This window comes from Pseudomonas sp. BP11-1-1 (assembly GCF_052112105.1).
GTDB classification, from domain to species: domain Bacteria; phylum Pseudomonadota; class Gammaproteobacteria; order Pseudomonadales; family Pseudomonadaceae; genus Aquipseudomonas; species Aquipseudomonas alvandae.
The window spans coordinates 19537-43752 of sequence record NZ_JAUTYU010000008.1 but is presented as its reverse complement, the minus strand read 5'-3'; the positions used below and the strand labels follow the sequence as shown (position 1 = coordinate 43752).

The window sequence follows — 24216 nt, the reverse complement described above, 5'->3', positions numbered from 1 at the left end:
GGGGATTTATCCCCGCTGGGTCGCGAAGCGGCCCCTAAAACCTGTCACTTCGGTGTGTCAGACCGAACATGCTCGTCAGTTTTGGGCCTGCTGCGCAGTCCAGCGGGGATAAATCCCCTCGCCACACAGAATGGCTATTCCATTGCCACTGAGCGAGGCAATATCGCCAAAAAGTTATCCCGCGCCACCTTCCTCGCTACGTCCTCAGGCAAGGCATCGAGGAACGGATCGAAGCTGTGCAGTTCCTTACCCAACTTGTTGAATCGCCCTACTACGTCCGACCCCACCATGAAGCGCTCCGGGAAGCGCTCTACCAGCTTCAACCATTCATCCCGGGGCTTGCCCGCCTCATCCAGCAAATACGGCGTGAGCAGGCTCCAGGACAGGTCGATGAAAAGATTGGGGTATGACTCGAGCATCCGCGTCAGAGTAGGCAGCAGAAAATCCAGCTGGGTCTGGTGCCGGTGAATCTCCAGGCTCGTGCCAGCATGAGCCCAGATGAACCGTGTGTGTGGATGATTACGCAACGGCTCTTCGATTTCCGCCAGGTACAGCGGATTTTTCTCACGCTTGGAAGTGATGTTGGAATGCAGCATCACCGGCAGGTCGTTCTCTGCCGCCAGGTGATAGATCCGCGTCATGGCCTCGTTGTTGGCGCGGGGCGTGTCGCCCGAGGTCAGCGCCGTCAGGTCGTCGTGGCGCGTGAATACTTCGCCAATGCCTTGCCACAGCCCCGGATAGAGATCGAGCATGCGCTGGATATGGGCGTCGGAGTTCTTGTCGTTGGGGTTGAAGCCTGACAGGAACGGATGGAAGTGCTGGCGTTGTTCGGCGGGGAGCTTGGAGACCGCCGCAGCGACAATCACATCGGTGGCGCTGTACCAGTAGGCGTCCGCATCGTCACCGGCGTAATAACGCGGGCGCTTGGGTTCGTCTTCGTGCCATTTCTTCGCCACGGGCACGCCGGAAATCATGACGTGCTCAATGCGATTTTCCGCCATCGCCTTGAGCAGCTTGGGCATGCCGGCGGTTTCCTGGAAGAAATCGACGTAATGCAGGTGTGCATCACTGTAGGCATATTCGCGGGCCACGGCGGCGCTGCTCGCAACGGCCAGCAGACAAGCGAACATCAGACGGATCGACGACACGGGCACTCTCCAGAAGCCATGAGCAGCATAGACCCCCGCCGTCCCGCCTGGGTTCAAGCCGTCGCTGCCGTCCGTTGCAACCTCGGGTTATGCTTTGCCGATTCGTCGTTCAACCTGGAAGACACCATGACCGCTCCCCTGATCGTTCGCCCCCGTGCAGAAGACGTGGAAGGCCAGCCGATTCTTCGGCCGTTGCCGTCCGCCAAATGTCGCAGCGTCGGACCTTTCGTGTTTTTCGACCATATGCTGCAAACGTCCTACCCGGCGGGTAAAGGCATGAACATCCGCCAGCACCCACATATCGGCCTATCCACCCTCACCTACCTGTTCGAGGGCCAGATCCAGCATAAGGACAGCCTCGGTTCCGATCAGGTGGTCAACGCCGGGGACGTCAGTTGGATGACCGCCGGCAGCGCCATTGCCCATGTCGAGCGCACTCCACAGGCATTGGTGGAACGAGGTTTTGTCATGCATGGGCTGCAAGTCTGGCTGGCCTCACCCCTATCGCACGAAGAAGGACCTGGGCACTACAGTCATCATCCCGCGAAAAGTCTACCGGTCAGCGAGAACCTGGGCGTCAGCATCCGCATGATCGCCGGGTCAGGCTTTTGCCTAGAATCGCCGGTGCCGGTGCTGTCGCCTACGTTGTATGCCGAACTGCACCTGCAGACCGCGACGACCTTGTTGATCCCCACTGAGCATGAAGAGCGCGCACTGTATGTCCTGGAGGGTGAAGCACAATTGGACGGTGAGCCGCTGGAGCCTCATGCGCTGGTCATATTGCCAGCCGGAGAAGAGATGACGCTGTCGGCCGACAGCGATTGCCATGCCATGCTGTTCGGCGGCGCCCCCCTGGACGGACCTCGGCGGATGAACTGGAACTTCGTCTCGAGCGACCCGGCCCGGATAGACGAAGCCCGCCGGCGCTGGGCGGCCGGGGACTGGCCGAGCGTACCTGGGGAAAGCGAACGGATCGAACTGCCCTAGAGTTATACACATCCCGTGGCGAGGGAGCTTGCTCCCGCTCGGTTGCGCAGCAACCGCAGAAAAAAGCGGGGCCGCTGCGCAGCCCAGCGGGAGCAAGCTCCCTCGCCACGGGGCTATGTCAGACCATCAGCCCTTGAACACTTCATCGAGCAAGTTGTGCATCGAGCGGAACGCCCGCCCGGCGACCTTGGCGTTGTACATCATCTTGCCCGGCACATTGGCCTGCGGGTCGGTGAACGAATGTACCGCGCCGCCGTAGCTCAGCAGTTGCCAATCCACCCCGGCCGCGTTCATCTCATCTTCGAAGGCCGGCAGTTGTTCTTTCGGCACCAATGGGTCGGAGGCGCCGTGCATGACCAGGACGGCGCCCTGGATGTTCTGCGCATCGGCCGGGTTGGGCGTATCCAGGGTGCCGTGGAACGAAATCGCGGCCTTGAGCGGCGCCCCGGTGCGAGCCAGTTCCAGGGAACAGCAACCGCCAAAGCAAAAGCCAAACGTGGCCAGTTTCGAAACGTCGACCTGCGCTTCGCCCTGGCTTTGCAACTGCTCGAACGCGGCCTGCATGCGCTTGCGCAACAAGGCTCGGTCATTCTTGAGCGGCATCATCGCCGCACCGGCCTCGTCGGCATTGGACGGGCGCACGGTTTGCCCATACAGATCGGCAATCAGCACCACGTAACCGTTCGCCGCCACTGACCTGGCGATTTCCTCGGCTCCTGCCCCTACGCCCATCCAATTCGGTGCCATCAGCAAACCCGGGCGCGGCCCCTGCTGGTGGGTATCGAAGGCCAGGCGGCTTTCATAGGTTTGGCCATCGAGCTGATACACCACCGAACGAACCGTAATCTGACTCATAGTTGACTTCCCCTTGGCGGAACAATGGAAATGAAAAAACCCGCCGAAGCGGGTTTTTCCTACAACGTGATTAAGCTGACAATTCAACCAACAGCTTGTTCAGGCGACGGACATAGGCCGCCGGGTCTTTCAGGCTGTCGCCGGCCGCCAGGGCCGCCTGGTCAAAGAGGATGTGCGACAGGTCGCCAAAACGCTCTTCGCTCTGCTCGTTGTCGAGCTTCTCCACCAGCGGGTGAGCCGGGTTGAATTCGAAGATCGGCTTGGAATCCGGGACTTTCTGGCCGCTGGCTTCGAGGATCTGGCGCATTTGCAGACCCAGGTCCTGCTCGCCGATGGCCAGGATCGCCGGGGAATCGGTCAGGCGGTGGGAAACGCGTACTTCGCTGACGGCATCGCCCAACGCAGTCTTGATCCGCTCCACCAGGCCTTCCTTGCTCTTGGCCACTTCCTCGGCGGCCTTCTTGTCTTCTTCCGAATCCAGGTTGCCAAGGTCCAGGTCGCCACGGGCCACGTCGACGAAGCTCTTGCCGTCGAATTCGTTGAGGTAGCTCATCAGCCACTCGTCGATGCGATCGGTGAGCAGCAGCACTTCGATGCCTTTCTTGCGGAAGACTTCCAGGTGCGGACTGTTCTTGACCTGTGCATAAGTCTCGCCGGTCAGGTAATAGATCTTGTCCTGGCCTTCCTTGGCGCGGGCCAGGTAATCGGCCAGGCCAACGATCTGCTCGCCGTCGTCGCCCTGGGTCGAGGCAAAGCGCAGCAGGCCGGCAATCTTCTCCTTGTTGGCGAAGTCTTCGGCCGGACCTTCCTTCATTACCTGGCCGAAGTTCTTCCAGAAGCCCTTGTACTGCTCAGGCTCGTTCTTCGCCAGTTTTTCCAGCATGTCCAAGACGCGCTTGGTCAGCGCCGACTTCATGGAATCGATGATCGGATCTTTCTGCAGGATTTCCCGCGAAACGTTCAGCGACAGGTCGTTGGAGTCCACCACACCCTTGATGAAGCGCAGGTACAGCGGCAGGAACGATTCGGCCTGGTCCATCACGAACACACGCTGCACGTACAGCTTCAGGCCGCGTGGCGCTTCGCGCTGGTACAGATCGAACGGCGCACGGGCCGGCACGTACAGCAGCGAGCTGTATTCCAGCTTGCCTTCGACCTTGTTATGGCTCCAGCTCAGCGGATTCTCGTAGTCATGACCGATGTGCTTGTAGAACTCCTGGTATTCCTCGTCCTTGATCTCGGTGCGAGGACGGGTCCAGAGGGCACTGGCGCGGTTGACGGTTTCCCATTCCACTTCAGGCTTTTCTTCGCCTTCGGCCGCGGTGACTTCCTTCGGCAGCTCGATTGGCAGCGCGATGTGGTCTGAGTACTTCTTGATGATGTTGCGCAGGCGCCAGCCATCGGCGAACTCTTCTTCGCCAGACTTGAGGTGCAGGACGATGCGGGTGCCGCGATCAGCCTTGTCGAGGGTCGCGACTTCAAACTCGCCCTCGCCCTTGGACGACCAGTGCACGCCTTCGCTCGCTGCGAGGCCGGCACGGCGGCTGAACACTTCGACGTGGTCGGCGACGATGAACGCGGAATAGAAACCGACGCCAAACTGGCCGATCAGGTGCGAATCCTTCTTCTGGTCGCCGGACAGGTTCTTCATGAAATCGGCGGTGCCGGACTTGGCGATGGTGCCCAGGTGCGTGATCACCTCGTCGCGGCTCATGCCGATACCGTTGTCTTCGAGGGTGACGGTTTTCGCGTCCTTGTCGAAGCTCACACGGATTTTCAGCTCGGCGCCGCCTTCCAGCAGTTCTGGCTTGGACAGCGCTTCGAAACGTAATTTGTCGACAGCGTCGGAGGCGTTCGAAATCAGCTCGCGGAGGAAAATTTCCTTATTCGAATACAGCGAGTGAATCATCAGGTGCAGCAGTTGCTTCACCTCGGTCTGGAAGCCCAGGGTTTCCTTTTGAGTTTCCACGCTCATGGTCATCAAACTCCAAGTGGATGGTGGTGTCCGCCTCGCAGAGATTGGCGGCGGGATGTCCTCAAGGTGGGGGCAACGGTGATGATTTCAAGGGCGATCCGGTTTTGAAGGTTTCTGGATATTGAAATGGGGCGGTGGCGATGGGCTGGGCGGGGCTTCGTCAGCGACAACATCACGAGACCAACAAGAACCCCATCATGGATTGCAGGGAATAAAGGTTACCAATGTTGTCCCTGCTGACCAGCGGGCATCTCTTGTCACATCGTCAATATTTATAGGACATCGTATCAATGGCATATAAAAAACATACATAACAACCCTTTAATTTTTACGATTTAATATCTGAACCATGATTCGCGACGCTCGCCTGTCAGAACTAACCACCTGCATCTGTCAGAAATTTCAGACATCACCTCCATCCTCGGCACAAATTTTCAGACACCATTGCCACAGCTACTATCGCGTTGTATCGTACGCCCCACCACGCCGAGCATAGTTAATTATTTAAGCTCAGCAACCCAAGGGGCTGGAACGATAATGGACTTCAACTACAACAGGATCCTTGCTTATCTAAAAGTTGCTGAACTCAGGTCGTTCTCCCGTGCAGCAGCACAGCTCAATCTTAGTACTGGCATGGTCAGCATCCACATCAAAGAACTTGAACGCTCTTTGGGCACAACCCTAATCAGTAGAACTACCCGAACATTAGTTCTAACAGAAGCCGGGCAACGTTTCTACGATGACTTTATCGACATCAAACAGCGAATTGACTGTTCTCTTGAAACCTTAAAAGACAACTCGAAACACGTCTGCGGCGTACTGCGGGTCGTATCACCCCGGGATTACGGGTCGCGCTTCATTTTGCCGATCGTCGTTGAATTCTCAAAGCTACACCCCCAGCTAAAAATCATCCATGATGTCGGCGCACCTCTTTCCAACTTAGCCAGCGGCAGACACGACCTTGCTATCTATTTTGGCAACCTTCAAAATTCGTCATTCAAATGCCGAAAAATATCTGAATTCCAGAGTTATCTGATCGCAACTCCGGAGTTCACCAAACGACACTCATTGAAAGACATCAACTGTCTTAACACCCTACCATGGATCGCCAATGAACAACTCTACAAAGAAGGGAAGTGGATTCTAAGAAAAGGTCAGACAGAGCAATTCGTCATAAAGCCCGCTATTCGCTATGGCTCGAACTCGCTGACCTTGATCCACAGAATGGCCCTTTCTTCGCTTGGAATAGCCGCCTTGCCTGCCTGGATGCTCAAAGATGACATTCAAGCCAACAAACTTATTCGGTTGTTTCCAAATTATGAGTTCTCTGCCCTTCCCGTCAACGTTCTTTACCCCAACTGCATCAGGTTGCCGCTAAAGGCTCGCCGCTTTATTGATTATTTAGTCGCGAGGCTGGGGACGACCCATTTTCACTTACACGAGCAATGATCGGATAAAGAGGATCATAGATGCATCAAGTAAAGCTGCCCCTAAGTGGAGCACTGTGGATGATAGCGAGCCTGCTGTCATTCATTGGCATGGCCGTCGCATCCCGAGAACTTTCCACGTTCATGTCGATCTTCGAAATTCTGTTTTTCAGGTCATTCATAGGGCTGATTATTATTTCGCCGGTTATTTACAAACAGCGTGCCCAACTCCAACAAACACTAAATCTGGGCATGCAAATCGGTAGGAATGCGGTTCATTTCGCAGGGCAATATGCCTGGACTGTTGGTGTGGCCTCACTTCCACTGGTTAAGGTCTTCGCCCTGGAGTTCACCACGCCAATATGGGTTTCCCTGTTGGCGTTTTTATTTTTGAAGGAAAGAATTTCCTCCGCCAGAGTGCTTGCGGCCATTGGCGGTTTCGTGGGTGTTTTGGTAGTTCTAAGACCTGGCATAGACAGTATTGATGTCGCCGCACTTATCGTTTTGCTCGCCGCCATGGGTTATGCAACATCCATCATAATGGTTAAAAAACTGACATTGACCAGCAGCCCGACGATTATCGTGATTTGGATGGTACTTCTACAACTACCCCTGGGTTTTGGTCTATCCCTCGCACAATGGCGAACGCCGAATCTCGAATGCATCCCGTGGATTTTATTGTTAGGTGTAACGGGATTAAGCGCACACTTCGCCATGGCCAAGGCATTGAGCGTTATGGACGCGTCCATTGCCATACCCATTGATTTTTTCAGGGTACCGCTCATTGCGGTGGTTGGATTTTTTCTCTACAACGAGAGCCTTGAAATCTGGGTATTAGTCGGCGCACTGATTATCTTCGTCTCAAACTATCTGACTTTCCGGGTCGAACAAAAGAACTAAAACCTCCCAGCATGGCCACTGCCCCTTGCCGGGGCAAGTCTGCTAGGGCGTGTGATTTAGGTAGGTATCGAAATCCCAATGGGTGACGGTGGCCAAGAACGTCTCCCACTCATTCATTTTGATCTTTCGGAACAAATCACTCATGTCGCCAGGAAGCGCCGATAGCACAACGGGGTCGTTATCCAGTGCTTCTAGCGCTTGTCCGAGGCTTCGGGGGACAAAGGCAGTGGAAGCAGAAAGATCCGAATAGCTGTCGGCGTCCGTTGCCGGGCCCGGTTCATATTGGTTGGACAAGCCATCATCCATTGCCTTTAACAACGAAGCAGCCATCAGGTACGGGTTGACCAGGGAGTCGGCGGTTCGGTATTCCACTCGATCCGGCGCGGAAACCCGGATCGCGCAGGTACGATTCTGGTAACCCCAATTAGCCCGTACTGGCGCCCAGAAACCGGTTTCCCACAGACGCTTGTATGAGTTGACCGTGGGTGCAGCAATCGCGGTCAGAGCCTTAAGGTGTTTCTGAATGCCGCCAATTGCGTACTTTCCAATATCGGTGAGACCCGAATCGCTTGCGCTCGGCAGGAACACATTATTGCCGCCTTCATAATGGCAATAAACCTCCTCCATTCCACACCTCCGGGGAAACACATCTTCGCGAAACACCGCCCGCCCACCGTCCCATAACGACAAGTTAAAGTGGCATCCGGAGCCGGATACGCCAGCAAACGGCTTGGGTAAAAAGCAGGCCACCAGGTTGAACTCTTGCGCAACCTGATGACAGATTTGCCGGTAAGTCATCAGTCGGTCACAACTGGCAAGCACATCGTCGAAAGCAAAATTAAGCTCCAGTTGACCCGGTGCATCTTCATGATCACCTTGAATCATGTCCAAGCCCATGGCCTGCGCGTACTCCAGGACTTTCATATACACCGGACGCAACGTCTCGAACTGACCAATGTGATAGCAGCACGGATCGGTCACACCCACATACTGGTGCTTCCCCTCCAGTTTGCGCAGCCACATCATTTCCGGCTCCATCCCAGCTCGCAGTTGCAGACCATGCTTGGCTTGGAAAGCCTGGTGGATGGTCCGCAGGCTACCCCGACAATCGGCATCGAGTCGCTGGCCCGGAAATTCCCGGTCCTTGGGGTTGCGAAACAGGGTGCAGAACACCCGTGCGACGCGCTTATCCCACGGTAACTGAACCAACGTTTCAGGTTCAGCGTAAGCCAGCAGTTCCGAGGCGTTGGACGGATAGCCCAGGTACTGGCCGAATCGATCCTGCGCCACATTCACTGTGGCTCCGTACACCATTGAGAAGCCCTTCTCGCACATGTCGACAAAATGCTTGGCCGGAATCCCCTTACCCTGCAGACGGCCGGTGAGAGAGGGAAACTGCATATAAACGTACTCGATTCCACTTTTCTCAATGTATTCCCAGGCCTTGAGCAGTTTGTCTTTTCGCTCGGGCGAGTCCCTGAATATTTCATGCTCCATTGATCCATTCTCCCCTTGCTGAATTTTCAGTGCTGGCCCAGCAAATGCTTTAGTTTTGCAGCAGTTCGCTTGATCTCATCCACGGTCGTGTAGAGCGGGTTGAAGGCAATACGTAGCAAGTCCGGATAGCGATATTCGGTCACAATATTTTCCGCCATCAAGCGATGGTGCAGCGCCTCGGCGTCATTGACTTTAAAACCTATATGGCCGCTGACGTTGCCGCGTTGGACATCATGCATGAAGTGGACGTGTCCTTTGCGCACAAGGGGTTCGAGTCCTGCCATAAAGGCATCAAACAATTCCCGGCTGTCGTGCTCGACAAGCTGTATTCCAGCTTCCAGAAGCAAATCCACACCCTCCTCCAAGGCGGCCAGGGAAAAGGTCGTGGGCGTTCCAACCTGCAAACGTTTGATCCCACTGGCCGGCACGTAATTGTCACTGAACACAAAGGGTTCAGCATGCCCTAACCACCCCTGAATCGGATTGCTCAGCGTGTTCTGAAGATCAGCTTTAACGTAAACGAAGGCCGGGGCGCCCGGACCGCCATTCAAGTATTTATACCCACAACCCACCGCCATATCGACGCCACTTACGTTGAAGTCCAAGGCCATAATGCCCACGCTGTGGGACACGTCCCAGAGCGTCAACGCCCCCACAGACCTGGCTTTTTCATTGAATGAGGCCATGTCATGGGCCTGTCCCGAGCGATAGTCGACATGGGATAGCATCAACACGGCAACAGACGGGTCGAGGCTTTCGACCAGCGTTGAACGTGGCACGATACGAACCGTGACATCCCGATGGATCAGCCCGACACTCTTGGCGATGTAGAGATCGGTGGAGAAGTTGCCTTGATCCGTCAGTATCACCTTGCGTTGAGGATCGACGGCCAGCGCCGCATTCAAGAGTTTGAATAAATTGATGGAGGTGCTATCGCACACCAGGGTCGTGCCTTGGTCTGCACCCAATAACAAGGAAATCTTGTCCCCAATTTCCTCCGGCGCGCTTAACCACCCGTTTTTCTTCCAGGCACCTGCCAAGTGCTGTCCCCATTGATCGTTACTGATGCGCGCCAGGCGATCCGCGACTGAGGCGACCGCGGGGCCCAATGAATTGCCGGCCAAATAAGTGAGCTCCCTGGGCATGACGAACTTCTCACGTCGATAAGCCTTTTCGATTGCGTGATTCCTGCCTTCATTACCCATGACATTTCCCCTGCTCAGAGACCTCTGCGGCCTAAATTGCTTTCTTTCTTTCGTTCGGCGTCGGCTGTCAGGATCGGTTTGATAAACGTGTCGAAATCTTCTTCATGCCACCAATGGCGCACCAGACCGTTCTCGAAACCAAAGATGTCGATCCCGGTCAAGCTCACCGGAACGCCCGTGCCCTGGATCCCAAGAATCACCCCTGTGTGGGTACCTTCTGCGACATAACGTGCGGCAAGGAGATTCCCTTGAATAATGACGTCTTCGATGTTGAAGACCACGTCAGGGAAGGCCTGATGCCAGTCAGCAGCCATCAACTTATGGCCCTCTACATTGCCGGGAAACTGAGGAATGGGACGATGATCCTCAAAGTCAGGGTGAAAAATCGAATCCACAAAATTAACATTCCCCTTATTCCACACTTCACCAATCCAAATATTTACATAAGCGTTACGCATTTTTTCCTGGATCAGATCTATGGACATATTGCAACTCCTTGAATAATGTTTTTACCGCGACGAATCTCATCAACGAGCACGCCCGACGGTGAGAATGATTGTTTAAGCACCTCCACGGCCCGGTGGGGATCGGCATCACCACACATAAAAATATCCACCGCCGCATAGTTGAACTCCGGCCAGCTATGGATAGAAATATGGGACTCCGCAAGTACACACACGCCGGACACCCCACCGTTGGGCGTGAAGTAATGAAAGTACTGATGAAGCAAAGTCGCGCCGGCAGCCTTGACCCCGGCAACCAATGCTTGACTGACACGCTCGACACTGTCGATATTTTTCGCACCGTAGAAATCAACCAACAGATGTTTACCCGCATAGGCCCCCTGTTGATCCGACAACACATACACGTTCGCGGCGACACACTCGGTATTCTGCATAACGTCTCCCGAAACAATAATTAAAGGCCAACGTTATTCCATGACCGGATTTAGGGAAAAGCCACAAACATCCCTGTACCCATCCCTCGCAGGGTCCTGACAATAAATGGGCGTAACATCGTGCAAGCCTTGCGCGTCATCAAACAGCGCAGTTTCAAGTGGTTGCTTCAAGGTGTGCCGTAACCGCACGGTGGACGTCGGGTCGCAAAACAGACTTTCGCCACCCTCTACATTGTGCCGGTTGACTAAGGTAATGGAGGTGAACTCGTGACCGTCACGGTGCGGTCCCTCCGGTACAGGGTGGCCCGGCACATGGGGCTGCGCGGTAATCCGGTAGAGGTGGATACCGATATCCCATAGCCGCGAAATGCCTCGGCGTTCGGCAGGTAAAAGCAAATACATATCGACGATCAGTTGATGCAAAAACGGATTACTCAGCGTCGAAGGTTCTAGAGGTTGGTAGACCCGATTGATCCCACCCGAATAGCCATTGACGGTAGCGGCTTGATAAAAACCTCTTGACGGTTTCAAGGTCAGTGAAATGCACTCACCCTCGTCCCGAAGGAGCATTTCGTTAAAACGACGCCGGCGATAGGTATCGCCCTCTTTCATATATTCGTCGAGGGGCAAGTTACTGAACGCCGTTTGAAACCTTATAAAATCCTGGTACAGCGAGTCCCGTTTATCCAGGGCATGCTGTTTCAGTGCAACTTGCGAATGAAGGAACGAAATCGACGAATCATATATACCAAGGCGAGCGGGCACGACAACCTTATCAAATGCCTTAAGGTCCATTCTTAAGTCCTTTTGCCAGTTTTTATCAATTGGTGGGCGTCAGGCGGCGTAGAAACCCAGTCCACAACTAATGTTCAACGCCCCGAAAATAGACACCTGAACAGAAACAATCCTGACCAACCGACAACCACCCGGTCAATACCCACAAACAAGAAAGCGTTTGAAACACAATCACATCGACCAAAACCCTCATAAAAACAATGAACTATAATTTTTTAATAGCATTAAATTGAGTTTTTAATCTTTGTTCCGTGCAATGACTTATTTATCTGCTAATGAACACCCCAGGCCGAGCATTTTTGCGCCCTCTGTTTTCCATGCAGCAGCGTCAAACCGCGAGCACCCTGTATCGACCAAAGCCTTTAAGGAAGTCTTGAGAGAACACGCTGTAGCCGTTGTGGCATACCATGCGGAGGATGACTCAAGGGCGATCCGGTTTTGGAGAATCCTGGATCTTGAAATGCGCCCGGGCGGTGGCGATGGGTTCGGCCTCGACATCTTGCCAGGCGGTGATCGCGACGTTGGCCACCCGCCGCCCCTGGCGCCAGACCTGGCATTTGGCATAGGTGTCGCGAAACTGACCGGTGCGCAGGTAATCCAGGGAAAAGTCGACGATCTTTGGCACACCCGGCGTGCCGGTGGCGATCAACAGATGAACGGCGCCTGCCAGCTCCATGAAGCCGGCGATGACCCCGCCGTGGATGGCCGGCAGCAAAGGGTTACCAATGTTGTCTTTGTTGGCCGGCAGGCGAAACAACAAGTCGTCGCCCTGGCGCGCGCATTCGACACCGATGAGTTGGGCATAGGGGATCGAGGCAAGCAGCAGCGCGTAGTCACCCTGCTCGCAGGCGCGGCGCAGTTGTTCCTGGGTGGTATCGGTCATGGTTGGCCCACGGTGGTTATCGGACTGGCCTTGCCCATTCCCCTGGCATGCTGGCCCAGGCGCATGAACGTGCCCACCACATGGGCGATGGGTTGCTCGGGATCGTCTTGATAGGCGAACCCCCGGGTGAAAATCACGTCCGGGGTCACCCGATAACATCGAGCGAAGCCGTAGACGTCCTTGTGGGGCTCGGCGGCGTGCATGTAGTCGATGCGCAGGTCGAGGGTGGGGCAGACTTCGAATTGCGGCAGCACGCATAAGGTCGACATGCCGCACGCGGTGTCCATCAATGAGGTCAGCGCGCCGCCGTGGATGATGCCCGTCAGAGGGTTGCCGACGATTTTCGGGCTGAACGGCAGGACGAGCGTCAGCCCGTCACGATTGGCGCCGTGCAACTTCAAGCCCAGCACCTGGCAATGTCGCAGGGCCGATAAAAAGCGCGTCGCACGCTCAAAAATGGGATCTTCAGCCATGTCCATCAATGCCCTCGGTTGTGCAGAGGCCCGGCAACGGGCGTGTTCGCTAAAGTTCCGCGAGCGTGCAAAGTTATATATCTGTAGCAAAAGAGGAACTTAACCTGAAGGGGCGCGCTCAAACGGCCAGTAGTTATATCCATAAGGAGAAACACCCCATGCGTAAGACTTTTGCTATTGCCTTGATGTTGGCCGCCTCCCTCGGTCTCGCCGCCTGCGATAAAAAATCCGAGGACAAAGCTCAAGATGCCAACCAACACGCTGAACAAGCTCAGCAAGACATGAACAAAGCACAGGATAAAGTGAACGACGCGGCGAAAGAAAACGCCGAAGCTGCCAAAGCTCAGTCTGAATCGAACAGCGCCGCCCAGCAGGAACAAGCACCTGCCACCGCGCCTAAAACCAACTGATACGGTTTTGGCAGCAAAAGAAAACCCGCCTGGTGCGGGTTTTCTTGTATCTGGCATCCAGGAAAGTTGCTGCGCCGTCAGGCCGCTTCCTTGCCCGCCTCGGGCGCTGGCGCTTCGGTAGGCGTATAGACCATCACATCCAGTACATCCGAATGAAACTCGCGCTGATACAACACGAAGACCACGCCGGCACTCATCAACATGAATAACCAGGGGCTGACGAACCAGGCCAACATGGTCATGCCGAAATAATACGAACGCAGGCCGAAGTTGAACTGGTTGGCCGCCATTGAAATAACCCGCGCGGCTCTTGAAGCAAAAGCCTTGCGCTCCTGCTCGGACACATGCCGCTCACCGATCATCGGCGCCGACCCCACCAGGACCGCCGCGAAGTTGTATTGGCGCATGCACCAACTGAACGTGAAGAACGCGTAGACGAACACCAGCGCTAGGCAAAGAAGCTTCAGTTCCGCCATGCCTTGGGAGGCCTGCTGCACCAGTGGCAGGTCCGCCAGCAACGACACCGCCCGGTCGGACGCCCCGAGTACCGTCAGGATGCCCGCCAGGATAATCAACGTACTGGAGGCAAAAAACGATGCGTTGCGCTCCAGGTTGCCGATCACGCTGGCATCGGCGATGCGGTTGTCGCGCAGCAGCATGCGGCGCATCCAGTCTTCGCGGTACAGGTGCATGACACTGGCCAGGCAGGCCGTGTCGCGGGCTTTCCATGAGGCGTAACGGGTGTAGCCGGCCCAGCAGATGATGAACCAGATCGCGGCCAGGAGATGGATCAGGTTGGCTTGGATGAATGACATTCGATTTCCTGTGTGTCTAAAAACATGACGTCTAAAGCCAGACTGCCTTGCGGACCTGTGGGAGCGAGCTTGCTCGCGATGGCGTCGGATCAGTCAGAGATGAGGTGGCTGATAGACCGCTATCGCGAGCAAGCTCGCTCCCACAGGGTTCCATGCAGGCTTTCAGGACACTGCTTCGACGTTAGCCCACGAAAAAAGACACCGCACTCAAAAAAAAATGCCCCGTATCGATCGACACGGGGCATTTCGTTTTGTCGGCGAACTGACGGCGAGCGGCTTATGCCAAGGCCTCGCTGCGCTTGCCCAGCAGGCGGTCACACACCACCGCGACCGCCAGGGTCATGACCGAAGGCACCAGCCACGCCAGGCCTTGCTCGCTGAGCGGCAGGTGAGCGAGTTGCGCTGGCATCCAGTCCGCCAGGCCCGCGCCCTTGAGCGCATCGATCAGGCCAAACAGGAACGACACCAGCATCACCGGGCCGACGATGCGCCCTTGCTCGTGCCAGAAATCCTTGCAGAAGCTCAGGGCCACCAGGGCGATACATGGCGGGTAGATCGCGGTGAGGACCGGAATCGAGAACGCGATCAGCTTGGTCAGGCCCAGGTTGGATACCAACAGCGAGAACGCCGCCAGGATCACCACCAGGGTCTTGTAGGACAGCGGCAGGACGCGGCTGAAGTATTCCGCGCAGGCGCAGGTCAGGCCGACCGCCGTTACCAGGCATGCGAGGGAGATCAGTACCGCAAGGAAACCGCTGCCCAGGCTGCCGAACGTGTGCTGCACGTAGGCATGCAGCACGGCGGCGCCGTTGGTCGCGCCCACAGCCACTTCATGACTGCCGGAGCCCAGGCGGAACAGGCTGACGTAGACCAGGGCCAGCCCTACCCCGGCGATCAGCCCGGCGATGATCGCGTAACGGGTGATCAAGGCCGGCGACTCGACGCCCCGGGAGCGGATGGCGTTGACGATGACGATGCCGAAGACCAAGGCGCCCAGGGTATCCATAGTCAGGTAGCCATTGATGAAGCCTTGGGAGAACGGTGCCGCCACGTATTCGGGAGTCGCCACGCCGATATCGCCGGCTGGCAAGGCAAAAGCGGCAATACCGAGCACGGCCAGGGCGATGATTTTCAGCGGCGCGAGAAAACGTCCGACGGTATCCAGCAAGCGGCCCGGGTAGAGCGAGATGAAGAACACCAGGAGGAAGTACACCGCGCTGTAGAGGAACAGCGCCAGCGGGCTTTCGCCGGTCAATGGCGCCAGGCCGACTTCGAACGATACGGTGGCGGTTCGAGGCGTGGCGAACAGCGGGCCGACCGCCAGGTAGCACACGGCGGCCAGCAAGCCACCGGCAATCTTGCCGATCGGGCTGCTCAAGGCGTCCATCGCACCACCGACCTTGGCCAGTGCGACGACCGTGATCACCGGCAACCCTACCGCTGTGATCAAGAAGCCCAGCGCCGCCATCCAGACATGAGGCCCGGACTGCAAACCGACGATAGGCGGGAAGATGATGTTGCCGGCCCCGACGAACAGGGCAAATGTCATGAAACCAAGCGCCAGGATGTCCTGGCCTTTCAACACTTTCATTAAGGAAACCACACTACTGAATCGGAATTTAGAGAGGGATTTCCCTTATGGGTGAGGGAAATGCTGCCGATCCGTATGGGGCCGGCCCGTTTAGCGCGTCGCTGCCTTGTGGGCCGCGGTCGCAAAATTGGCCGCCAGACTAACGAATTTGCGCGCAAAACGCACTGTTACAGGGCGAACTATCCGATACACGACGTATCTGTGTCGCGTTTTTGCATGTAAATGGTTGGCGACTGTCATTCCGTCATCGCGAGCAAGCTCGCTCCCACAATGAAATGCATTCATGCCCTTGTGGCGAGGGAGCTTGCTCCCTCGCCACAAAAGCCCTCGGCGGCTGCACAGGCATAGGGCCAGGAACGACAAAGGCCACCCGAAGGTGGCCTTTGTTGCTGGAACAAAAAAGTCAGCCGAAGCTTACTTCTTCATTTCCCAGCCAGTCAGCTCGGCCAGGGCCTTGCCGATGTCTGCCAGCGAACGCACGGTTTTCACGCCTGCGTCTTGCAGTGCAGCGAATTTCTCGTCTGCAGTGCCTTTGCCGCCGGAGATGATTGCGCCAGCATGGCCCATGCGCTTGCCCGGAGGAGCAGTCACACCTGCAATGTAGGAAACAACCGGCTTGGTCACGTTTGCCTTGATGTAGGCAGCGGCTTCTTCTTCAGCGGAACCGCCGATCTCACCGATCATGACGATCGCTTCGGTCTTCGGGTCTTCCTGGAACAGCTTCAGGATGTCGATGAAGTTCGAGCCCGGGATCGGGTCACCGCCGATGCCGACGCAAGTCGACTGACCGAAACCGGCGTCAGTGGTCTGCTTGACAGCTTCGTAGGTCAGGGTGCCGGAACGGGAAACGATACCGACCTTGCCTGGCAAGTGAATGTGACCTGGCATGATGCCGATCTTGCATTCGCCTGGAGTGATCACGCCTGGGCAGTTAGGGCCGATCAGGGTGATACCCAGCTCGTCGCACTTGACCTTGGCTTCCAGCATGTCGATGGTCGGGATGCCTTCGGTGATGCAAACGATCAGCTTGATGCCGCCGAACGCTGCTTCAAGGATGGAGTCCTTGCAGAACGGAGCTGGAACGTAGATCACGCTGGCGGTGGCGCCAGTGGCAGCTACAGCGTCTTTCACGGTGTTGAAGACAGGCAGGCCCAGGTGCTCGGTGCCGCCTTTGCCTGGCGTTACGCCGCCAACCATCTTGGTGCCGTATTCGATGGCTTGCTGGGTGTGGAAACTACCTTGCGAACCGGTAATACCCTGGCAGATAACCTTGGTGTCTTTGTTGATCAGGACGCTCATTATTTGCCCTCCGCAGCTTTAACGACTTGTTGAGCAGCGTCGGTCAGGCTGGTAGCAGCGATGATGTTCAAACCGCTTTCTGCCAGTACTTTAGCGCCCAGCTCAGCGTTGTTGCCTTCGAGGCGAACAACAACCGGGATTTTCACGCCGACTTCTTTCACGGCGCCGATGATGCCTTCGGCAATCATGTCGCAGCGAACGATGCCGCCGAAGATGTTGACCAGTACTGCAGCGACGTTGGTGTCGGACAGGATGATCTTGAACGCTTCGGTAACGCGTTCCTTGGTAGCACCGCCACCCACGTCGAGGAAGTTGGCTGGCTTGCCGCCGTGCAGGTTGACGATGTCCATGGTACCCATGGCCAGGCCAGCGCCGTTGACCATGCAACCGATGTTGCCTTCCAGGGCTACGTAGTTCAGTTCGAACTTGGCAGCGTGCGCTTCGCGCGGATCGTCTTGCGACGGATCGTGGAAAGTCTTCAGCTTAGGCTGACGGTACATGGCGTTGGCGTCGATGTTGATCTTGGCATCGAGGCAGTGCAGGTCGCCGTCGGCCTTGATCACCAGCGGGTTCACTTCCAGCAGTGCCAGGTCGTGGTCCTGGAACAGCTTGGCCAGACCTACGAAGATCTTGGCGAATTGAGTGACCTGCTTGCCTTCCAGGCCCAGCTGGAATGCCAGCTCGCGGCCCTGGAATGGCTGTGCGCCAACCAGTGGATCGATGGTGGCCTTGAGGATTTTCTCAGGGGTGTCGTGAGCGATTTTCTCGATGTCCACGCCACCTTCGGTGGAAGCCATGAACACGATGCGGCGGCTCGAACGGTCAACGACAGCGCCCAGGTACAGCTCTTTAGCGATATCAGTGCACGATTCAACCAGGATCTTGGTGACTGGCTGACCGTTGGCGTCGGTCTGGTAAGTCACCAGACGCTTGCCCAGCCACTGCTGTGCGAAGGCTTTGGCGTCTTCTTTGCTGCGAACCAGCTTGACGCCGCCCGCTTTACCGCGACCACCGGCGTGAACCTGGGCTTTGACAACCCATTCGCTGCCGCCGATTTTGTCGCAAGCTTCTGCTGCCGCTTCCGGGGTGTCTACAGCGTAGCCGGTGGATACTGGCAGGCCGTACTCAGCGAACAGCTGCTTACCCTGATACTCGTGAAGATTCATGCTTATTACCGTCTTCGTTAGGTACTGCGCATTCGGTGCTGCACCGTTGTGGTGCCGCACCACCTGTGACTGCTGCTTGCGTAGCGTTCCGGTGTACCGGTACCACTACGCAAGGCTGCGTCCAGCGGATATTCCGCGGTGAGTCTTGCTCGCAAGGCTCACGACGGGCCATACCGCCGTGGTTTCTTATTATCTGTTAACGCTTCTTGCGGTTGGCCACGTGGATGGCGCCGCCATTCACGGCCAGGGCCGCTTCGTGCAAGGCTTCGGACAGGGTCGGATGGGAGAAGACCATCATGCCCAGGTCTTCAGCGCTGGTGCCGAATTCCATACCGATCGCGCCTTGCTGTACCAGCTCGGCAGCGCTTGGGCCGATAACGTGAACGCCCAATACGCGATCCGTCTTGGCGTCGGCGATGACTTTCACGAAACCACCGGTATCGTTGGCTGCCATGGCACGGCCGGAGGCGGCGAACGGGAAGGTGCCGACGTTAACTTCAACGCCTTCGGCTTTCAAGGCCTGCTCGGTTTTACCAACCCATGCGATTTCCGGGTGGGTATAGATAACCGATGGGATCAGGTCATAGTTCATCTGGGCCTTGTGGCCCTTGATGCGCTCGACAACCATGATGCCTTCTTCGGAAGCCTTGTGGGCCAGCATCATGCCGCGAACCACGTCACCGATGGCGAACACGCCCGGTACGGCGGTTGCGCAATGGTCATCGACCGCGATGAAACCACGCTCGTCGATTTCCACGCCGCAATCGGCGGACAGCAGGTCAGTGGTCACTGGACGACGGCCAACCGCAACGATCAACTTGTCGAAGGTGATGGTCTGTTCGCCGTTGGCGTCGGTGTAGTTCACCACGACTTCTTCGCCGTTGACCTTGGAGCCGGTCACACGGGCACCCAGCTTGATGTCCAGGCCTTGCTTGGTCAGGGTCTTCAGCGCTTCCTTGGAAACCGCGGTGTCAGCGGCCATCAGGAATGTGTCGAGGGCTTCGAGCACGGTCACTTGCGAACCCAGGCGCGACCATACCGAACCCAGCTCGAGACCGATCACGCCAGCGCCGATCACGCCCAGGCGTTTTGGCACGGCCTGGAATTCCAGGGCGCCAGTGGAGTCGACGATGACGTTCTGGTCGACAGGAGCAGGCGGGATGTCGATCGGACGCGAGCCCGGTGCCAGGATGACGTTCTCGGCTTCGATCACTTCGACCGAGCCGTCAGGCTTGGTCACTTCGACTTTCTTGCCCAGCAGCAGCTTGCCGTGGCCTTCGATGGAGGTGACGCCGTTGGCCTTGAACAGGGTGGCAACACCGCTGGTCAGGTTCTTGACGATGCCAGCCTTGCGGCCAACCATCGCGGCTACGTCCATCTTCACTTCACCGGTAGAGATACCGTGAACGTTGAAGCTTTCCTTGGCTTCCTTGTACTTCCAGGAGCTGTCCAGCAGCGCCTTGGATGGAATGCAACCGACGTTCAGGCAAGTACCGCCCAAGGCCTGTTTGCCTTCCTTGTCGGTGTATTTCTCGATGCAGGCAGTGGAAAGGCCCAGTTGCGCAGCCTTGATGGCCGCTACGTAGCCGCCAGGGCCCGCACCAATCACTACCACGTCGAATTTCTGAGTCATAAAAGATTCCTTTTAGCTGCAAGCTTCAAGCCGCAAGCTGCAAGTTGAAAGCCGTACTCGCTCGCTCTGAGCTCGCGGCTTGCCACTTGCAGCTTGCAGCTGCTTTTTTAAATATCCAGGAGCAGACGAGCCGGATCTTCCAGCAGGTTCTTGATGGTGACCAGGAACGTCACGGCTTCTTTGCCGTCGATCAGGCGGTGATCGTAGGACAGTGCCAGGTACATCATCGGACGAATCACGACCTGACCGTTGATCGCCATCGGACGCTGCAGGATGTTGTGCATGCCCAGGATAGCCGCTTGTGGCGGGTTGACGATCGGGGTCGACATCATCGAACCGAATGTACCACCGTTGGTGATGGTGAACGTACCGCCGGTCATCTCTTCGATGGACAGCTTGCCGTCACGGGCTTTCTTGCCGAAGGTGGCGATGCCGCCTTCGATTTCGGCCAGGCTCATCAGCTCGGCGTTGCGCAGGACCGGAACCACCAGGCCACGGTCGCTGGAAACCGCGACACCGATGTCGGCGTAGCCGTGGTAGACGATGTCGGAACCGTCGATCGACGCGTTGACCGCCGGGAAGCGTTTCAGCGCTTCGGTGGCAGCCTTGACGAAGAACGACATGAAGCCCAGGCGTACGCCGTTGTGGGACTTCTCGAACAGGTCCTTGTACTTCGAACGCAGGGCCATGACTTCAGTCATGTCGACTTCGTTGAACGTGGTCAGCATCGCCATGTTCGACTGGGCTTCAACCAGACGCTCGGCAACCTTGGCACGCAGGCGGGTCATCGGAACGCGTTTCTCGACGCGGTCACCGGCAGCGAACACCGGCGCGGAAGCGGCAGGCGCGGCTGGCTTGGCCGGTGCGGCGGCTGGAGCGGCTTTCTTGGCGGCAACGGCTGCAACCACGTCTTCCTTGGTCACACGACCACCCTTGCCGGTGCCGGCAACGGAAGCGATGTTGATGCCATTCTCTTCAGCCAGCTTGCGAGCAGCTGGAGCGGCGACTGGATCGTCTTCGCCCGAAGCAGCAGGCGCAGCGGCCTGAGCGGCAGCCGGTGCAGCAGCGGCGGCTGGAGCGGCAGCAGCAGCGCCGCCCTCTTCGATCGAGCCCAGGACCTGGTTCGACAGGACGGTAGCGCCTTCTTCGGCAACGATTGCGCCCAATACGCCGTCAGCTTCGGCCAATACTTCCAGCACGACCTTGTCGGTCTCGATGTCGACGATCAGGTCGTCACGCTTGACGGCCTCGCCTGGTTTCTTGTGCCAGGTGGCAACGGTGCCATCGGCAACCGATTCCGGGAATGACGGGGCTTTGATTTCGATAGCCATTATCTGTGGGTCCTTAAAATTCGGTTTCAGTCAGCGCGAAGGCGTTAAACAGTGAAAGCATCTTGCAGCAGTTTTTCCTGCTGCTCGGCGTGCATCGACGCATAACCACACGCAGGTGCAGCGGAAGCATCACGGCCGGCATATTCCAGGCCCAGGGCCTTGTTATGGTTGCCGATGCTGCGACGCAGGTGATGCTGGCTGCTGTACCACGCGCCTTGGTTCATCGGTTCTTCCTGACACCACACCACGTGGGTGAGGTTGGTGTAAGGCGCGATGGCCTCCATCAGGTCCTCTTCCGGGAACGGATAAAGCTGCTCGATACGCACGATGGCGATGTCTTCGCGGCCTTCGGCACGACGTTTTTCCAGCAAGTCGTAGTAGACCTTGCCGCTGCACAGGATCAGGCGAGTCACTTTCGCCGCTTCCAGGGTATCGATTTCCGAAATGACGGTCTGGAACGAGCCTTCGGCCAGGTCTTCGAGCGTGGAGATTGCCAGTTTGTGACGCAGCAGCGACTTCGGTGTCAGCACGATCAGCGGCTTGCGCAGCGGACGGATGACCTGGCGACGCAGCAGGTGGTAGATCTGCGCCGGGGTGGTCGGTACGCAAACCTGGACGTTGTGCTCGGCGCACAGCTGCAGGTAGCGTTCCAGACGTGCCGACGAGTGCTCCGGCCCCTGCCCTTCATAACCGTGTGGCAACAGCATGGTCAGACCGCAGAGACGACCCCACTTGTGCTCGCCGCTGGTGATGAACTGGTCGACAACCACCTGGGCACCGTTGGCGAAGTCGCCGAACTGGGCTTCCCAGATCACCAGCGCATTCGGCTCGGTGGTGGAGTAGCCATATTCGAACGCCAGGACGGCTTCCTCGGACAGCAGCGAATCGTACAGGTCGAAACGTGGCTGGCCTTTGTACAGGTGTTGCAGCGGGATGTAGGTGCTGGCGTCTTTCTGGTTGTGCAGCGCCGCGTGGCGGTGCGAGAAAGTGCCGCGGCCTACGTCCTGGCCGGTGATGCGGATCGGGTGACCTTCGAACGCCAGGGTCGCGTACGCCATGGTTTCGGCGTAACCCCAGTTGATCGGCAGGCCGCCGGCTTGCATCTTCTGACGGTCTTCGTAGATTTTCGCGACCTGGCGCTGGACCACGAAGCCTTCCGGGATTTCCAGCAGCTTGGCGGACAGTTCCTGCAAGGTCTTGAGGTCGAAGCGCGTGTCGTGACGAGCAGTCCAGGCGTGGCCCAGGTATGGACGCCAGTCCACGAACAGCTCTTTGTTCGGCTCTTTGACCAGGCTTTTTACAACGTGCAGGCCGTTGTCCAGGGCGTTGCGATATTCATCGACTTTTTCCTGGACGCGCGCGGCATCCAGAACACCGCTCTGGGTCAGGCGATCGGCATACAGCTCACGGGTGGTGCGCTGCTTGGCGATCTGCTGGTACATCAGCGGCTGGGTGCCACTTGGCTCGTCGGCCTCGTTGTGGCCGCGACGACGGTAGCAGACCAGGTCGATGACCACGTCGCGCTTGTACTGCATGCGGTAGTCGATGGCCAACTGGGTCACGAACAGCACGGCTTCCGGGTCATCGCCATTCACATGGAGAATCGGCGCCTGGATCATTTTCGCGACGTCGGTTGCGTACTCGGTGGAACGCGAGTCCAGCGGGTTGCTGATGGTGAAGCCGACCTGGTTGTTGATCACGATGTGCACGGTACCGCCGGTCTTGAAACCGCGGGTCTGCGACATCTGGAAGGTTTCCATGACCACGCCTTGACCGGCGAATGCCGCGTCACCGTGGATGGAGATCGGCAGCACCTTCTCGCCGGTCGGATCGTTGCGACGATCCTGGCGGGCACGGACGGAACCCTCGACCACCGGGGAAACGATTTCCAGGTGGGATGGGTTGAACGCCATGGCCAGGTGGACTTCGCCGCCAGTGGTCATCACGTTGGACGAGAAGCCCTGGTGGTACTTCACGTCACCGGAGCCCAGCTCGACCTTCTTCTTGCCTTCGAACTCGTCGAACAGCTCGCGCGGGTTCTTGCCGAAGGTGTTGACCAGTACGTTCAGGCGGCCACGGTGGGCCATGCCGATAACGACTTCCTTGGTGCCGTAGGAACCGGAACGCTGGATCAGCTCGTCGAGCATCGGAATCAGGCTTTCGCCGCCTTCCAGGCCGAAACGCTTGGTGCCCGGGTATTTGGTACCCAGGTATTTCTCCAGGCCTTCACCGGCAGTGACGCGCTCGAGCAAGTGGCTCTTGATGTCGGCGGAGTACGTCGGACGGCCACGAACGCTTTCCAGACGCTGCTGGAACCACTGGCGCTGCTCGGAATCGGTGATGTGCGTGAATTCAGCGCCGATGGTGCGGCAATATGTCTGCTGCAACGCTTCGTGAATTTCGCGTAGGCTCGCTTCCTCTTTGCCGATGAACAGGTCGCCGGCACGGAAGGTCGTATCAAGGTCGGCATTGGTCAAGCCGTAATGAGTGATCGACAGGTCTGCAGGTGCAGGACGCTGCCACAGCCCCAGCGGGTCAAGCTGGGCTGCCTGGTGGCCACGCATCCGGTAGGCCTGGATCAGTCGCAGCACTTCAACTTGCTTCTTCTCATGCTCGGAGCTCACGCTGCCGGCAGACACCGGTTGAGCGCGGCGCTGGTTCTTTGCCAGCAGCACGAAATGATCGCGAATCGTCGAGTGCGAAACATCGGTGGCAGAGTTACCGTCAGCCGGCAACTTCTGAAAGTAGGTGCGCCATTCTTCTGGCACAGCGTTAGGGTCGTGCAGGTAGAGCTCGTAGAGCTCTTCCACATAGGCAGCGTTACCACCGGAGAGGTGGGCACTGTTCCACATGCGCTGCATCACGCTTTCTTGCATGCTTGGTCACCCTCGATTAGGGGAACACCACCGGCGAAAACACCGAGCAAAC

At 57.3% G+C, this 24216-nt stretch carries 21 protein-coding genes; 4 read left to right on the top strand and 17 right to left on the bottom strand.

Annotation, left to right across the window (positions count from 1 at the left end; translation table 11 throughout):
• Positions 1–134 precede the first annotated feature (134 nt).
• The gene (locus tag Q7C33_RS17045; RefSeq protein ID WP_407683876.1) at positions 135–1130 is read right to left on the bottom strand and encodes an amidohydrolase family protein; all 996 of its coding nucleotides are present in this window, start codon (positions 1128–1130) and stop codon (positions 135–137) included.
• A gap of 144 nt (positions 1131–1274) precedes the next feature.
• On the opposite strand from Q7C33_RS17045, the gene Q7C33_RS17040 reads away from it, so the two are divergent.
• Entirely contained in the window at positions 1275–2135 is an 861-nt protein-coding gene (locus Q7C33_RS17040) for a pirin family protein (RefSeq protein ID WP_217861463.1), read from the top strand.
• A 126-nt stretch (positions 2136–2261) separates the two neighbouring features.
• On the opposite strand, the gene Q7C33_RS17035 is transcribed toward Q7C33_RS17040, so the two are convergent.
• The gene (locus Q7C33_RS17035) at positions 2262–2990 is read right to left on the bottom strand and encodes a dienelactone hydrolase family protein (RefSeq protein WP_030138339.1); all 729 of its coding nucleotides are present in this window, start codon (positions 2988–2990) and stop codon (positions 2262–2264) included.
• Positions 2991–3060: 70 nt separating this feature from the next.
• Positions 3061–4965, bottom strand: coding sequence for a molecular chaperone HtpG (htpG, locus tag Q7C33_RS17030; RefSeq protein WP_030138338.1), 1905 nt, complete (start codon positions 4963–4965; stop codon positions 3061–3063).
• A 537-nt stretch (positions 4966–5502) separates the two neighbouring features.
• On the opposite strand from htpG, the gene Q7C33_RS17025 reads away from it, so the two are divergent.
• On the top strand, positions 5503–6414 hold the full coding sequence (locus tag Q7C33_RS17025) for a LysR family transcriptional regulator (RefSeq protein ID WP_407683830.1): 912 nt from the start codon (positions 5503–5505) through the stop codon (positions 6412–6414).
• A gap of 20 nt (positions 6415–6434) precedes the next feature.
• On the top strand, positions 6435–7292 hold the full coding sequence (locus Q7C33_RS17020; RefSeq protein ID WP_407683829.1) for a DMT family transporter: 858 nt from the start codon (positions 6435–6437) through the stop codon (positions 7290–7292).
• A 42-nt stretch (positions 7293–7334) separates the two neighbouring features.
• On the opposite strand, the gene Q7C33_RS17015 is transcribed toward Q7C33_RS17020, so the two are convergent.
• The 7 genes from Q7C33_RS17015 to Q7C33_RS16985 all read right to left on the bottom strand — a co-directional run bounded on the left by Q7C33_RS17015 (position 7335) and on the right by Q7C33_RS16985 (position 13043).
• Positions 7335–8789, bottom strand: a complete 1455-nt coding sequence (locus Q7C33_RS17015; protein WP_407683828.1) for a glutamine synthetase family protein — start codon at positions 8787–8789, stop codon at positions 7335–7337.
• A gap of 26 nt (positions 8790–8815) precedes the next feature.
• On the bottom strand, positions 8816–9994 hold the full coding sequence (locus tag Q7C33_RS17010) for an aminotransferase class V-fold PLP-dependent enzyme (RefSeq protein ID WP_407683827.1): 1179 nt from the start codon (positions 9992–9994) through the stop codon (positions 8816–8818).
• A gap of 14 nt (positions 9995–10008) precedes the next feature.
• Positions 10009–10479 (bottom strand): ester cyclase, encoded by a 471-nt coding sequence (locus tag Q7C33_RS17005; protein WP_407683826.1) that lies wholly within the window; start codon positions 10477–10479, stop codon positions 10009–10011.
• Complete coding sequence (gene speD, locus Q7C33_RS17000; RefSeq protein WP_407683825.1) at positions 10470–10892, bottom strand: adenosylmethionine decarboxylase; 423 nt, start codon at positions 10890–10892, stop codon at positions 10470–10472. The genes Q7C33_RS17005 and speD overlap by 10 nt, the downstream gene beginning before the upstream one ends.
• 33 nt (positions 10893–10925) lie before the next feature.
• Positions 10926–11687 carry a 2OG-Fe dioxygenase family protein gene (locus Q7C33_RS16995; RefSeq protein WP_407683824.1) on the bottom strand — a complete coding sequence of 254 codons (762 nt, stop codon included), beginning with the start codon at positions 11685–11687 and terminating at the stop codon, positions 10926–10928.
• Positions 11688–12108: 421 nt separating this feature from the next.
• Positions 12109–12570, bottom strand: coding sequence for a PaaI family thioesterase (locus tag Q7C33_RS16990; protein WP_407683823.1), 462 nt, complete (start codon positions 12568–12570; stop codon positions 12109–12111).
• Positions 12567–13043, bottom strand: a complete 477-nt coding sequence (locus Q7C33_RS16985; RefSeq protein WP_407683822.1) for a PaaI family thioesterase — start codon at positions 13041–13043, stop codon at positions 12567–12569. The genes Q7C33_RS16990 and Q7C33_RS16985 overlap by 4 nt, the downstream gene beginning before the upstream one ends.
• A 158-nt stretch (positions 13044–13201) precedes the next feature.
• Here Q7C33_RS16985 and Q7C33_RS16980 point away from each other — a divergent pair, with 158 nt between their 5' ends.
• Positions 13202–13453: a hypothetical protein gene (locus Q7C33_RS16980; RefSeq protein ID WP_030138335.1), complete on the top strand. Its 252-nt coding sequence runs from the start codon at positions 13202–13204 to the stop codon at positions 13451–13453.
• Between the two features lie 77 nt (positions 13454–13530).
• On the opposite strand, the gene Q7C33_RS16975 is transcribed toward Q7C33_RS16980, so the two are convergent.
• The 7 genes from Q7C33_RS16975 to Q7C33_RS16945 all read right to left on the bottom strand — a co-directional run bounded on the left by Q7C33_RS16975 (position 13531) and on the right by Q7C33_RS16945 (position 24164).
• A complete protein-coding gene (locus Q7C33_RS16975) occupies positions 13531–14268 on the bottom strand; it encodes a DUF599 domain-containing protein (RefSeq protein WP_030138334.1) in 738 nt (245 codons plus the stop codon).
• Positions 14269–14545: 277 nt separating this feature from the next.
• The gene (brnQ, locus tag Q7C33_RS16970; RefSeq protein ID WP_030138333.1) at positions 14546–15859 is read right to left on the bottom strand and encodes a branched-chain amino acid transport system II carrier protein; all 1314 of its coding nucleotides are present in this window, start codon (positions 15857–15859) and stop codon (positions 14546–14548) included.
• 414 nt (positions 15860–16273) lie between these two features.
• Positions 16274–17158 carry a succinate--CoA ligase subunit alpha gene (gene sucD, locus Q7C33_RS16965; protein ID WP_003179236.1) on the bottom strand — a complete coding sequence of 295 codons (885 nt, stop codon included), beginning with the start codon at positions 17156–17158 and terminating at the stop codon, positions 16274–16276.
• Positions 17158–18324, bottom strand: coding sequence for an ADP-forming succinate--CoA ligase subunit beta (gene sucC / locus Q7C33_RS16960; RefSeq protein ID WP_003179235.1), 1167 nt, complete (start codon positions 18322–18324; stop codon positions 17158–17160). Before sucC ends, sucD begins: the two co-directional genes overlap by 1 nt.
• A 196-nt stretch (positions 18325–18520) precedes the next feature.
• Entirely contained in the window at positions 18521–19957 is a 1437-nt protein-coding gene (lpdA, locus tag Q7C33_RS16955) for a dihydrolipoyl dehydrogenase (protein WP_407683821.1), read from the bottom strand.
• A 107-nt stretch (positions 19958–20064) separates the two neighbouring features.
• A complete protein-coding gene (gene odhB / locus Q7C33_RS16950; protein ID WP_030138331.1) occupies positions 20065–21288 on the bottom strand; it encodes a 2-oxoglutarate dehydrogenase complex dihydrolipoyllysine-residue succinyltransferase in 1224 nt (407 codons plus the stop codon).
• Between the two features lie 44 nt (positions 21289–21332).
• Positions 21333–24164: a 2-oxoglutarate dehydrogenase E1 component gene (locus Q7C33_RS16945; RefSeq protein WP_198798353.1), complete on the bottom strand. Its 2832-nt coding sequence runs from the start codon at positions 24162–24164 to the stop codon at positions 21333–21335.
• Positions 24165–24216 lie beyond the last annotated feature (52 nt).